This is a genomic window from Frankia sp. CeCAU1 (assembly GCF_977971845.1).
The window spans coordinates 1-12,634 of record NZ_CDWWXA010000133.1; the positions used below are offsets into that span (position 1 = coordinate 1).

The following is a 12,634-nucleotide window of genomic DNA, read 5'->3' on the forward strand; positions in this document are numbered from 1 at the left end:
GGCCCGACCCACCGGCCACCCCAGAGATCAACTCAAGCTGAGGCCCGACGAAAGCGTGCAGAACGCCCACTCAGAGTTGGCGGGCTGTTCTGCGTAGAAGGGTGTTCGCAGGCCTGAGCCAGACATGATGGTAGCGGCGGCTGCTTGTGAACGGCCGCCACTACCAGCCTCGTCTTACGCGGTGACGTTGGCCGCGATTTCCTCCGCCAAGATCATGAGGAAGTTACGCTCGTACTGTTTCTCGGAGCGCCGCCACTCGCGAACCGTGAGATGAGTCAAGCCAAGGGCACCGAGGGCTTGGAACCTTCGGTCATCGGCTGGCTCATTCCGCTCGTCCAGCTTCCCAAATAGCCCCAACAGGAACTTCATACCTTGCTGCACCTGCTGGACCGAGAAAACCTCGGGGATGTTAGGAATACTGTACTCCTTGGCGGCCATGTGATCTATGGCTTCAAGAAGCAGTGCTCTCACCGCGCGAGCCGTGACACTCATCCGGCTGCCTGCGGCTACGCCCGAAGCCCGCACGAGGTTGGGACTGGCTGCACCTCTCTGTCTGTTTACTCCATAGGCCACCAATCTAGTAAGTTCATCCACTAGCTGGAGCACGCTAGTGTCGGGATACAATGGGAACTCCTTCTCCCACCGGCGCTAGGGAAAATACCGGCGGTGGTGCACATACAGCTCACTTGGCTCCGCAAGTGGACACGCACATGATTTCTTTCTTGCCGTGATGTCTTCTGCCTATGAATTTGTGTTCGAGGATAGTAACTTTCGGGTTTTTCCCGCCATGCCCTAGCGCGACTCCTGTTTAGCACGCCGCGAGACTGTGGGTAAAGCGATGCGCGCCAAGCCGCCAAAGGTCAGGGTAGCCAGCAAGCTCATCCGCCCAACCTGCTACTAGCTGTAATCGCCGTCCGCTGGCAGCGTTACCGCCATGAACGAAGTCGAACCTTATCGCCCTTCCGGCCTGGACCGCTTCACCGTCCAAGGCCGGGCGCTTGCCCGCCGCCTGCGGGAGGTGGAAGGGGAAGCTCTTGTCCGGGCTCGCGTGATCGGCCTGGCGGAAGACCTGGCACTGATGAAGGCCCAGATGCGGACGGCCGGAGGCGGGGAACTGTACCGGGCTGTGGGACGGGAGTTCACCCAGGCGGATGCCCTGATCTCGGCGCTGTCGGCGGGAAAGCCGGGGCTGGAGCTGGCCTTGCGCAAACTGGAGGAGATGCACCAGCTTGGCCTGCTGGAGATTCTGGCCCGGTACGAAACCCGCTCGTGACCGACACTGTCGCCGAAGTCCTGGCCGTGCTCTACTTCCTCGGCCTGGCCGCGTGGATGGCCCCGAAGTCCTGGCGCGAAATCCGGCGCAAGCCGTGATCAACGCCGTGGCGTCCTCGTGGCTCGGGTGGGTGGTCAGTATTTCACTGGCTTTCTCCACCGGGTGGTATCTGACTCTGGCGTACCACGCCCTGCGGGAACGCATCCCCCGTCTGCGCACTCACCTGCGGGAGGCGGCCTGGTACCGCCTCCATCTATTGATGATCATTTTTCTTTCTCGATTTCTCAAATTGGAGGTGGGCCGTGAAATCCGTAAAAATTCCCGGCGGGGCCGGTAGGGGCGTGGCGGTGGGAGTTGCCGCAGGCCTGGCCGGAGTGCTGGGGGTGCTGCTCGTCATCAAGGTGGCGTGGTGGGTGCTGGCGCCGCTGCACACGGTGTTGCTCGTATGGATCGTGGCCCGGGCGGTGGTGATGCTCTACGCCGTGGCGGCCGGGGCGCCGGTGGCGCCCACTGGAGCCGAGACCCGGCGGCGCCGCCGTGGCTGAGGCGGGCGAGATGCCCCATGAGCCCCAAGACGAAGATCATCCCGCCTTGGATGCGGGCGAGGCGGAAGCCACGACCAGGCGATTTGTGGGGTCGGCGCTGGCCTCGGTGGTGCGGGAGGGTTGGTGCTGCCGGAACTGCGGGAGTGGCCATTGCCGCCATGTCTCGCCGTCGCGCTGTCCATCGTGCGGGGCGCGGTCTGGCCGAGACGCTGGCGCTCGTCGTGGCGATCTGCTTCGGGGTGAAGATGGCCGCCGGGTTTGTCTCGGCGGCCCTGCCCGCCCTCGTGCTGGTGCTCGTGATGAGCCTCGTGGCCCTCGTTATCTTGCGGTGGCGGACGCACCTGTGAGTTGTTCCAGGTGTTCGGTATTTATTCGCATAGATATTTAGCACTTTACCTGCGGAAGTGCCAGGCCGCACAGGCTATAACTATGCGTGGTCGTGGACGGCTGGTCGCCGGGCCTCAGGGGCATTCTTCGATGCGCCCAAAATTCGGGGATCTTCAATCATTAACCATGCAAGGAGGGTGTGTATGGTTCGTCGCATTCATGTTGCCGGGATTCCCCGGAAGAAACCAGAGGTCGGGCTGTATGTGTTGGCGCTGATTGCGCTGGCCCGGCAGATGCAGGAGCAGCGGCGACAGACGCCGGATACGCAGCCGGAGGCAGCCGATGGAGCTTGAGCTTATTTTCTGGGCCTGCTTCGTGTTCTGCGTGGTGGTAGCCGCAGGGGTGGCGGGGATTGTGCTCTTGCGGATGCGGGAGGAGGCCGCTTGGCGCCAAGACCTGGCGGTGTACGCCCTGCGGTTCCCCCGGGGGATGGAGCCGTTGGCGGTGACGGCGATGCTGACCAGCCTGTCCGGGCTGGCCGCGCCATGGTGGCGGCGGGCTTGGGCGGTGCGCGGGGTGGTAATCGAGGTGTCGGCGACGGCGGCAGGCATCGCCCATCACCTGCTGGTACCCCGGCGGGATGCGGCTGTGGTGCTGTCCGCCATCCGGGCCGCGATGCCGGATGTAGCAGTGACCGAAGACGCCGGGTATGAGGCCCCGCGGCTGGCCCGGGCAGAAAGCCTGGGCCTGTCCACCTTGCGCCGCCCCCTGGACACGAGCCGCCCGGAGGCCGTAACAGCCGCAATCTTGGCCAGCCTCCAACCACTGGCCGCCGGGGAACGACTGGTCATGCAGTGGGCCGTGATGCCCGCCCGGCCCACACGGCCGGTGGTGGAGAGTGGGCCCGGTTCTGCTGGGTTCATCGGGCAGCTGGTAGAGCGGCTGGTGTCGGGGCCGCCCGTGAGCACTGCGGCGGCGAAGGAGCTGCGGGCCAAGCAGTCCGGGGCGATGTGGGTCGCGGCTGGACGGATCGGAGCCGCTGCCAGCTCTGATGGGCGGGCCGGGCAGCTCATCGGCCGCGTGAACGCCGCCATGCACACGGTTCACGCCCCCGGCGTGAGCTTCTACCGCCGCCGGATCGGGCGGAGCCGGGTAGCCGGAGACATGTCAGCCCACCGTTTGCCGGTGGTGACCTTTCCGCTGGTGCTGAACACCGCAGAGCTGGCGGCGCTCGTGGCCTTCCCGCTAGGGAACGTGATGCTTCCCGGCCTGCGGCTGGGCGGCACCCGGCAGTTGGCTCCATCCGCCGACATCCCAAGCGGTCCGCGGATTGTGGCGCGGTCGACCTTCCCCGGGGTGCAGCGATCCTTGGCGCTTTCGGTCACGGACTCACTACGGCATGTACATGTAGTGGGGCCGACAGGTACCGGGAAATCTACATTGCTGCTAGGGATGATTACTGGCGATATGCAGGCCGGGCGCGGGGTGATCGTCCTCGATCCCAAGGGCGACCTGGTGGCGGATGTCCTCGACCGGGTGCCGGAGAAGCGCCGGGGCGATGTGGTGGTGCTCGACCCAGCAGATGAGAGCCGACCCGTTGGCCTGAACCTGTTGTCTGGCAGCCACCGCGCGCCGGAACTGGCTGCCGACCAGATCGTCGGCATCTTCCACCAGCTCTACAAGGCGTTTTGGGGGCCGCGCACCGACGACATCCTCCGTGCTGCCCTTTTGACCCTGGCGGCTGAACCGGGGATGACCCTGACCGAAGTCCCGCTCTTGCTGACGGATGCCAATTTCCGGCGGCGGCTGGTGGCCAAGGTGGATGACCCGGTGGCCCTTGGCCCCTTCTGGGCTGCCTACGAAGCGATGAGCGACGCGGAGCGTGCCCAGGCGATTGGTCCTGTTATGAATAAATTGAGAGCATTTCTGCTGCGCCGCCGGGTGCGCAATGTGCTGGGGCAGGCTGCGCCGAAGCTGGATCTGGCCGAGGCCTTGGCTGCTCGGCGGATCGTGCTCGTACCTCTCACCAAGGGCGTGCTGGGGGAGGAAGCCGCCGCCCTCGTCGGGTCGTTGGTGGTTGCCCGCGTCTGGCAGGCGGTGCAGGGCCGGGCCGCGGTGGCGCCGGAACGACGGCCGACAACCTTCCTCTATCTCGACGAGTTTCAAGATTTTTTGAACCTCCCGATGGGCGTGGCGGATGTGCTGGCGCAGGCCCGGGGCCTGGGACTCGGGCTGACCCTGGCCCATCAACACCTCGGGCAGCTGTCGCCGGAACTGCGGGAAGCGGTGCTGGCCAACGCCCGCTCACGGGTGATCTTCGCGGCTGCCGCCTCCGACGCGGGGCGGCTCGCCAAGGAGTTGGCGCCGCACCTGGGGGCGGCAGACCTGCAAGGACTGGGGGCGTATGAGGTGGTGGTGTCGCTGTCGGCAGGTTCTCGGGTGGCCCCACCTGCTACCGGCGTGACCTTGCCGCCGCCTCCGGGCACGGGCCAGGCCAACATCGTGCGGGCCGCTTCGCGGGAGCGCTTCGGGCGAGACCGGGACGAGGTGGAAGCAGCCATACGGCAGCGGCATGAGGGCCGCAGACCGGTTGGACGGGTTGGCCGCCGGGAGGTGTCCGAATGAGGCGGGGACTTCCGGCCGCTATGCCGGTCGCGTGGAGCTGCCTCCCGTGTTTCCCCAGGCTGGGGGTGGGTTCCAGGCCAAAAGTGCAGACGACTCCCTGGCTCCATTGCGGGGTGAACTCATGAGCCGGGCGTATGTCACCTCCCGGCAGGTGGCTGCCCTGGCGGCCACCATCACGCCTCGGGAGCGAGAACTTCTTTCCACCCTCGCCGTGGTGCGCGTGGCCACCGGGGCACAACTGGTGCGGCTGCATCTGGCGGATGTGTCGGCGCGGCGGAGCCGGGAGGTCTTGGCCTCGATGGTGGCGCGGCGGCTGCTGGCGCGGCTGCCCCGGCGGATCGGGGGCGTACGGGCAGGGTCGGCGGGCTTCGTTTATGTGCTGGACGTGGCGGCCTTGCGCATCTTGGACCCGGAGCGGTCGCGGTGGCAGCGACCCTGGCCAGTGGGTTCCTTGTTTCTGGCGCACTCGCTGGCGGTGACGGAGCTGTACACCGCCTTGCGCGAGGGCGAGGCCGCCGGACGGCTGGCGGTGACGAGCTTCCAGGCGGAACCGGCCAGCTGGCGCAGCTTCTCCGGCCCCGCCGGGCGGATGGTGCTCAAGCCGGATGCGCGGGCGCGCTTGCGGCTCGGCCGGTACGAGGACACCTGGATGGTGGAGGTAGACCGGGCCACGGAATCGCTGCCAACGATCAAGAAGAAGGCGGAAGTTTACATCCGCTACTGGCAGTCCGGACGGGAAGGCGAGGTCTTCCCCCGGGTGCTGTGGCTGGTACCGGATGAGGCCCGGCGGGAACAACTGCTGGCGGTGCTGGGGCGGCTGCCCGCCGATACCTGGCAGCTGTTTGCGGTGGCGACCTTCGGCCAGGCTGTTGATCGTCTGGTGCAGGGGGCAGCCGAATGAACGAGCTACCCCGCAACATCATCTTGACCGGGGACGCGGCCACCCGCCTGGCAGAGCTGCCCGACGCTTCGGTGGACACCGTGATTAGCAGTCCGCCGTACTACGCCCTGAGGGATTACGGGGTTGATGATCAACTAGGCCTTGAGGCTACCGTGGACGACTGGGTAGCGGGCCTGGTGCCGGTCTTCCGCCAGCTGGCCCGGGTCATCAAGCCCACGGGCAGCGTGTGGCTGAACCTGGGCGACAGTTTTTCGAGACACCCCAAGTACGGGGCGCCGCCCAAGGGGCTGCTCTTGGCGCCGGAGCGGTTGGTGCTGGCGCTCTCGGCCGACGGCTGGATTGTCCGAAACAAGGTCATCTGGGCCAAGACAAACCCCATGCCCTCGTCGATCTCTGACCGCCTGACCCTCACCTATGAAGTGGTGTACTTCCTGGCCCGCAGCCCCAAGTATTTCTTCGACCTGGACGCCATCCGGGAGCCTCACCGCTCCGGCGGGGGCAAGAAGGCGGCCAAGGCCGACTACGCGAGGCCGACCTACCGGGGGCCGTTGGCAGCCGGGAACGAAGGCCTACGGCGAGAACGGCCCGAAGGGCAGCCCGGCCATCCGCTGGGGAAGAATCCCGGCGACGTGTGGCAGCACGCGGCGGGAAATTTCCGGGGAGCGCACTTCGCCACCTTCCCGCCGGGCCTCATAAAACGCCCGCTCTTGGCGACCTGTCCCGAGGCTGTCTGTACTGCGTGCGGCCAGGGCTGGAAACGGCGCTACACCGTGCGGCAGATATGGAATGCGAAGGAGCAGGAAAGCGCAACCGTGCGGGAGGCCGGTGACTTCATCCGATGCAACTGCGAGGCCCCAACCGTACCGGGCGTGGTGCTTGATCCGTTCTTCGGCACGGGAACGGTGGGAGCAGTGGCCTGCCAGAACGGCCGGGATTGGCTGGGGGTCGAGCTGAATCCGGACTATGTGCGGCTGGCCGAAAAACGCATCCGGGGCGCCTGCGGCCAGCCGGGAGAACCAGCCGCCTGCCCCGTCTAAAACCGCGTGATCCCTCCCCGGTGTCGTGCGGCCGAAGTCCTCATCCAAAGGGATGAGCGGCCGCACCCGCACCGAGGAGGTTTCCGTGACGGAACCGAAAGACCGGCCCGGAGGTCACAAGACCCTGGCGGTGAAATTGCCGAATGCCCTGCACGCGCAGCTTGAGCTGATCGTGCGGGTGGACGGCTCCACCATGGGAGCGGCGCTATTGGCCGCCGCCGAGTTCTACGTCGAGGCCAAGCGCTCCGCGCCGGACTTCGCGGAGAAGGCTCAGGCGGTGATCGCCGAAGCCGAAGCCCAGGCGGCAGCCGCCCGGCAGGCTGTAGAGGCCCTGCTGCGGCCGGAGTCTATGCCCTTGCCAGGGCTGGAGTCCGACGAACCCACGGGACGCCGCCCGCGGGGCACCAAGTGAGGTAGCCGAAAGACTACGTCGCACAATGGGTCGGGGGAGGTGCGCATTCGCGTACTTCCCCCGGCTCCCAACACCTTGTTTTTGGCTGTGCAAAGCTGAAAAAGGGCGTCCGAACCTGCGTCAATTCCTGGAAGAATAACGGGGATTTCGGGCGAGAAATGAAATAGGATGGGCCGGAAAAACTGGCCGTTTCTCGAAAAATGAGAGGAATGACCTTTAAAGAAAGGAGTACTTATGGAAAAGGTGCGTGAGAATGAACGGCATGTTGACCGTCCAAATGCGGTAATCTACCTGCGCACGGCCTCCAAAGGGGCGGGCGGCAAAAAATCCCTTGAGCGACAGCGCCAGGCCTGCGAGCAGGTGGCGCGTCACCTGGGCATGACCGTGGTGTGGGTGTACGCGGATCAAGGTTCTCAGGCTTTCCGGAACCGTCCGGCCTTGCGTTCTATGCTGAGCCTGGTAGCGGGAAGCACCGATATTGGCTACATTATCGCGGCCTCCTTCCGGGTGCTGGGAGTCAACGCCATGCGAAACAACTCGCTACGTGTGTTGACGCACTATCGAGCGGTGCAGGTAATTTCGGCCGAGCAGGTTACGGCTGCGGCCCGTGAGGCTGAGGGCGCGGCCGACGATCAGGCTGTCACGCCCGCGGAACGTTTCGAGGCACAGGTGAAAAACGCGGTGGCGGAACCGTACCGAAACCGGAGGGCAGGATGATAACTGAGGTCGCGGGAGTAGTTGCGCCGCCATTGGCTCCGGCCGGATTGCTGGTTGGTACTGGGCGGAGCAAGCGGGCCGTGATCTACTTGCGGGTATCCACGCTTAAGCAGGTTGGCCGCGACGATGATCCTGATGGTTACTCCCTGCCCGCCCAGCGCGAGGCCTGCGAACGCAAAGCCGCCAGCCTTGACGCCGAAGTCGTCGCGGAGTTTGTTGACCGGGGCGAGTCGGCCAAGACCGCCGACCGGAAAGAATTTCAAAAGATGCTAGCCTTCGTCAAACAGCAGGGTGACATCGACTACGTCATCTTGGACAAGGTAGACCGCTTCGCCCGCAACCGGCGGGACGACGCCAACATCATGTTTGAGCTGAAGTCCGTGGGCGCGGCACTGGTGAGCGTCAAGGAAAACATTGACGAGACGCCCGGCGGGCAGCTGCTCCACGCGATTATGGCCGGGATCGCGGAATTCTACTCCCGCAACCTGGCGACCGAAGCCCTGAAGGGGATGACCCAGAAGGCGAAAGTTGGTGGGACACCAGGGCGGGCGCCGGTTGGCTACCTGAACACTCGCCAGCGTATCGAGGGCCGGGAGGTGGCAATTGTCATCATTGATCCGGAGCGCGCGCCGCATGTCCGGTGGGCCTTCGAGATGTACGCCACCGGAGAGTGGACCTTGCGGCAGCTGACAGACGCATTGGCCGAACGGGGCCTCAAGGCGTTGCCGCACGGGAAGAAGCTACCGGGGCCGCTGGCCATCTCTCATGTATCGCGGGTGCTGAATAACCGCTACTACATCGGCAAGGTGACTTTCAAGGGCATTGAATACGAGGGCCGCCATGAGCCGCTGATCTCCGAAGCCCTGTTTAACCGAGTACAGGAGATGCTCGCCCTGCACAACGTCGCCGGAGAGAAGCGGCGGGTACACACCCACTATCTCAAGAGCACTGTATATTGCGGTACCTGCGGCGAACGCCTGAGTCTCACCAACGCCAAGGGCCAGTACCTCTATTTCTACTGTCTTGGGCGCCAGACCCGACGTACCGATTGCGCCGCCTCCTACATGCTGGCGGACGCGGTGGAGGAGGCCGTAGAGCGGTATTGGAAGACGGTATACATCACCGATGAGGTCCAAGAGGCGATCCGGGAAGGCGTGCGGGCGGAAATCCAGCACCAGCAGGCCCATGCCGCGCCGGAGGTGGCCCGGGCCAAGCGCCGTGTCACCGAGCTGGCCGACGAGCGGCGACGGCTGGCCCGTGGGGTAGTGACCGGCTCCATTCCGGAGGACTTGGCCCATGAGGAACAGGCCCGGATCGCCACAGAGCTGCGGCAGGCCGAAGCCACCTTGCGCACTGCCGCCACGATGTACGACGACATCGAGGAGACCTTGCGCCTGACCTTGGAACTGGTGGGCCAGGCCAGCGAGGTGTACCGGGCGGGCGGCCCCCAGGTGCGGCGATTGGCCAACCGCTTCTTCTTCGAGCGGCTCTTGGTGAGCGTGGTCGACGATGAGGTGATCGTGACGGATGCCGCCCTGCACGAGCCGATGGCAACCCTGCTTGATCCGGTGCTACAGGCCCGGTTAATCCGGAACGGCACAAACCCCGGCCAAGGTGCCCGTGGCGGTGGCCCTGGTGGGCCGGACGCCACGGCCGATCTTGGCCGGGGTTCGAGAGAGATCTATTTGGTGCGCTCGGAGGGACTCGAACCCCCAACCTTCTGATCCGTAGTCAGATGCTCTGTCCGTTGAGCTACGAGCGCGATCTGCCACCGTGGTGGCCGGCGGTGCCAGCTTACAGCACCCGACGGGTGGCACCGATCCCCCGAGGGGGATGTAGCTTTCCGTAGTTCATCATGTGCTTATTGTGTGGGCAGATGTGGGGTCATCGTCGAATCGGCAGCTGCGGCACCGGCAGGAGGAGTTGCCGGTGGGGCGCGCGGCGGACGGTCAACCGCTGACCGTCCGCCGCGGCGGGAGGCGGCGCAGTACGACTTCCCTGAGCCGGCGATCCTCCGCCTCGGCGGGCAGTTCGCGTGCCCGCACCGGTGAGGTGCGTGTCCGAGAGCATGACCAGACGCACCCCGCCAGTATCCGACGCGACGGCCGCGGGAACGCCATCGTGCCCGATCGGGCGGGCACGTTCGCGCCCGCTGCCGAGAGGTCCTCATGGTCGAGCGGTCCTCATAGTGACATCGGGATGTCATCGGGTGTCGTCGATCATAATTGGATTTATGTAACTTAATTAGATTTTATGTATCGTAATTAGATCTGTCGAAGCATAATTGGATGCCGCCAGAGCGTTGTTCGATCTTATCGGGTATCGTCGCATGGAGCAATGATGCGTAACGATCCGGGGCGCAGGGTAATTCTCCTCGCGGCGTGCGCATCATGAAGATCGACGGCTGGAGATCATCCTGATGGATCCGGGCGGCGTGCGCCGCGCGACTCGGAGCCAGCCCTTCGATGCCCAAGTACTGTTCCGTGCCCGGGCGGCGACGATGAGCTCGCTGTTCCTGCTGGCTCTGCTGCTTGCGAGCTGGGCGCCGCGTATACCGCAAATCAAGGAGGGGCTCGAACTCGGCGACGGGCAGCTCGGTCTGACCCTGCTCGGCGCCCCGATCGGGGCGGTTCTGACACTGTGGCTGATCGGTCTGGCGGTCACCCGCTACGGCAGCATCACCATGGTGCGAGCAGGTTTGCCCGCCTACTGCGCCACCGGTCTTCTGGTCCCGCTCGTCGAGGGACCCTGGTCTCTGTTCGCCCTGCTCGCCCTGTGGGGGGCGACCAGCAGCTGCCTCGACATCTCCCTGAACACCCAGGCCGTGGGGATTGAGCGCTGCTACCAGCGGCCGATCATGACCTCCGCCCATGCGGCGTGGACGGCGGGTGCCCTGTCCGGGGCCGGGATCGGTTCGGCGGCGGCCGCTCTGAGTGTCCCGATCGGCGTGCAGTTCGCGGTGCTCGGCGGGTTGGGTCTCGCTGCCGCCCTACCCGCCACGGCCTGGATGCTGCCCGACGGCGCTGCACCGGAAGTCGCGCCGGGGGACGGGCGAGATGGCTGGGACGGGGACAGCGACAGAGCGATGCCCCGGGGTCCCGTCGGCACCGGCAGCCGTGCCCGGCCGTTCGTCGCACTGTGCGTCATCGCCTTCGGTAGTTTCCTCTGCGAAGGTGTGGCAGCGGACTGGAGCGCCGTCTACCTCACCGATGTGGCCGGAGCGGCCGTCGGAATCGCGGGTATCGGCTTTGTGGCCTTCACCTCCTGCATGTTCGTCGTGCGCCTGTTCGGGGACCGCGCCATGGCACGGTTCGGCCCGACCCGAACGGTCCGCGGCCTCGCCGTGACCGCGATGGTGGGATTCGCGCTCATGCTTGCGCTCGGTTCCTCGGCGTTCGGCACGGTCGGGGGAATCGTCGGATTCGGAACGCTCGGCGTCGGCACCGCCTGCGTGCTGCCCGCGGTGTTCTCCGCGACGGGGCGGCTTGGATCTTCGACGGGCAGCTCCATCGCCGTGGTCGGCACGGTCGGGTATGTCGGATGGTTGTGCGGGCCGGCTCTCATCGGTGGGCTCGCCGAGCTGGCGGGCCTGCAGTTCGCCATGGTCGTCGTGTTCGTCCTGCTCGTTGCGATCACGGTTTGCGCGTCGGCGCTGCGCGGTCCCGATTCTCCTGCTGCGGCTGCCGAGTTCACTGCGGACCCCGGTACCTCGGAGATCTCCGGGGTACCCAAGATCCCCGAGGTCGGCTAGCGTCACCGGCGACCAGCCATCAGGCCGGGTCCTCTGCCGGCTGCCCCGGGAGCGGAAACGGGCACTACCGCCGGCCGCGACGGAATCCGGGCAGCAGGGTCTGCACCAGTGCGTCCGTCTCGGCCTCGGCCCGCCCGCCGCGACGCACCCCGCCGACACCGATAGTTCGGTACATCTCCGTTGCCACAGCCTGCAGAGTCCGGCGATCACCCCGTGCGGCGACCGTGCGCAGCAGGTCCCGCCAGAGCACTTCGGAGGTCGGCACGGCCCGTAGCCCGGTGCGGCAGGCCGCCATCGCCGTCATCGTGTCACCGAAGTCCAACGTCAGCTGGGCGAGGCGATGCGCCACGTCGACCACGCCCGCCCGGGTGCTTCGGGCGATTGGCCCGGTGGTCGCCCAGCGGTACCGCCCGGCAGGCAGATCCGTCCACAGGGGACCGCTGACCATCCGCAGGGCTGTCGTCAGATCCGCCTCGGCGTCGCTGCCCGGCAGACCGGCCCGGTGGGTGTAGGCCACGAAGAGTTCCCAGTCGCAGCGCACATCCGGACTCAGCCACCACCGGCCATCCGGGCCGATCATGATCCGAGGCAAGCCGCTGGCATCGGTCCCCAGCCACTGGCGCGCTTCGGTCAACGCGGCGTCGGCGATCTCCTCCGTGGTGTCGGATGGCCAGATCTCCTCGGCGAGGAGCCGACTGCCCACGCCTTCCCGGTGCAGCGCGAGGTAGACGATGACCTCGGTCAACAGGTCGATGCGCTCGGCGGGTGGTCGCCCGGGACCCTCGACGGTGGGCAGTCCGAGAATCCGGACCTGCGCCTCGGCGGGCGCGGTGGGATCGGCGGGCGGCGTGGTTTCGAGCGGCACACGCTGTGGCGCCGCCCCGGGCGTCCCCATCGGGGGCCGTGAAACGCCGACATCCGGGACGGTGGTATCTCCGTCGGCGTAGCGCGCCCGAGCAGTCTGAGGCGGTGCACGGTGCGCGTCCGCCGCCAGCCGTTCGTTCGGAGGCGGGATCGGCGGCCGGGGTGGGATCGCGGTCCGGTAC

The 12,634-nt window shown here is 66.3% G+C and carries 13 protein-coding genes and 1 tRNA gene; 11 read left to right on the plus strand and 3 right to left on the minus strand.

Annotated features, from left to right (window positions below; genetic code table 11):
- Positions 1–174: 174 nt before the first annotated feature.
- Positions 175–492 carry a hypothetical protein gene (locus AC08OO_RS19010; RefSeq protein ID WP_476611027.1) on the minus strand — a complete coding sequence of 106 codons (318 nt, stop codon included), beginning with the start codon at positions 490–492 and terminating at the stop codon, positions 175–177.
- 442 nt (positions 493–934) lie between these two features.
- On the opposite strand from AC08OO_RS19010, the gene AC08OO_RS19015 reads away from it, so the two are divergent.
- The 10 genes from AC08OO_RS19015 (at position 935) to AC08OO_RS19060 (ending at position 9,561) form a co-directional block, all read left to right on the plus strand.
- Positions 935–1,273, plus strand: coding sequence for a hypothetical protein (locus AC08OO_RS19015; RefSeq protein WP_476611026.1), 339 nt, complete (start codon positions 935–937; stop codon positions 1,271–1,273).
- Positions 1,274–1,620: 347 nt separating this feature from the next.
- On the plus strand, positions 1,621–1,818 hold the full coding sequence (locus AC08OO_RS19020; protein WP_476611025.1) for a hypothetical protein: 198 nt from the start codon (positions 1,621–1,623) through the stop codon (positions 1,816–1,818).
- A gap of 158 nt (positions 1,819–1,976) precedes the next feature.
- Entirely contained in the window at positions 1,977–2,165 is a 189-nt protein-coding gene (locus tag AC08OO_RS19025) for a hypothetical protein (protein WP_476611024.1), read from the plus strand.
- Between the two features lie 183 nt (positions 2,166–2,348).
- Positions 2,349–2,498, plus strand: a complete 150-nt coding sequence (locus tag AC08OO_RS19030) for a hypothetical protein (protein ID WP_476611023.1) — start codon at positions 2,349–2,351, stop codon at positions 2,496–2,498.
- A gap of 160 nt (positions 2,499–2,658) precedes the next feature.
- Positions 2,659–4,770 carry a type IV secretion system DNA-binding domain-containing protein gene (locus tag AC08OO_RS19035; protein ID WP_476611022.1) on the plus strand — a complete coding sequence of 704 codons (2,112 nt, stop codon included), beginning with the start codon at positions 2,659–2,661 and terminating at the stop codon, positions 4,768–4,770.
- Positions 4,771–4,921: 151 nt separating this feature from the next.
- The gene (locus tag AC08OO_RS19040) at positions 4,922–5,671 is read left to right on the plus strand and encodes a replication-relaxation family protein (RefSeq protein ID WP_476611021.1); all 750 of its coding nucleotides are present in this window, start codon (positions 4,922–4,924) and stop codon (positions 5,669–5,671) included.
- Positions 5,668–6,708, plus strand: a complete 1,041-nt coding sequence (locus tag AC08OO_RS19045; RefSeq protein WP_476611020.1) for a DNA-methyltransferase — start codon at positions 5,668–5,670, stop codon at positions 6,706–6,708. Before AC08OO_RS19040 ends, AC08OO_RS19045 begins: the two co-directional genes overlap by 4 nt.
- Before the next feature lie 85 nt (positions 6,709–6,793).
- On the plus strand, positions 6,794–7,120 hold the full coding sequence (locus AC08OO_RS19050) for a hypothetical protein (protein WP_476611019.1): 327 nt from the start codon (positions 6,794–6,796) through the stop codon (positions 7,118–7,120).
- A 234-nt stretch (positions 7,121–7,354) separates the two neighbouring features.
- Entirely contained in the window at positions 7,355–7,837 is a 483-nt protein-coding gene (locus AC08OO_RS19055) for a recombinase family protein (RefSeq protein ID WP_476611018.1), read from the plus strand.
- Positions 7,834–9,561: a recombinase family protein gene (locus AC08OO_RS19060; protein ID WP_476611030.1), complete on the plus strand. Its 1,728-nt coding sequence runs from the start codon at positions 7,834–7,836 to the stop codon at positions 9,559–9,561. The genes AC08OO_RS19055 and AC08OO_RS19060 overlap by 4 nt, the downstream gene beginning before the upstream one ends.
- On the opposite strand, the gene AC08OO_RS19065 is transcribed toward AC08OO_RS19060, so the two are convergent.
- Positions 9,524–9,599 (minus strand) — tRNA-Arg (locus AC08OO_RS19065). The genes AC08OO_RS19060 and AC08OO_RS19065 overlap by 38 nt on opposite strands.
- A gap of 672 nt (positions 9,600–10,271) precedes the next feature.
- On the opposite strand from AC08OO_RS19065, the gene AC08OO_RS19070 reads away from it, so the two are divergent.
- The gene (locus AC08OO_RS19070; RefSeq protein ID WP_236701462.1) at positions 10,272–11,588 is read left to right on the plus strand and encodes an MFS transporter; all 1,317 of its coding nucleotides are present in this window, start codon (positions 10,272–10,274) and stop codon (positions 11,586–11,588) included.
- A gap of 64 nt (positions 11,589–11,652) precedes the next feature.
- On the opposite strand, the gene AC08OO_RS19075 is transcribed toward AC08OO_RS19070, so the two are convergent.
- A partial coding sequence (locus tag AC08OO_RS19075; protein ID WP_476618831.1) for an AfsR/SARP family transcriptional regulator occupies positions 11,653–12,634 on the minus strand: 982 nt, incomplete at its 5' end.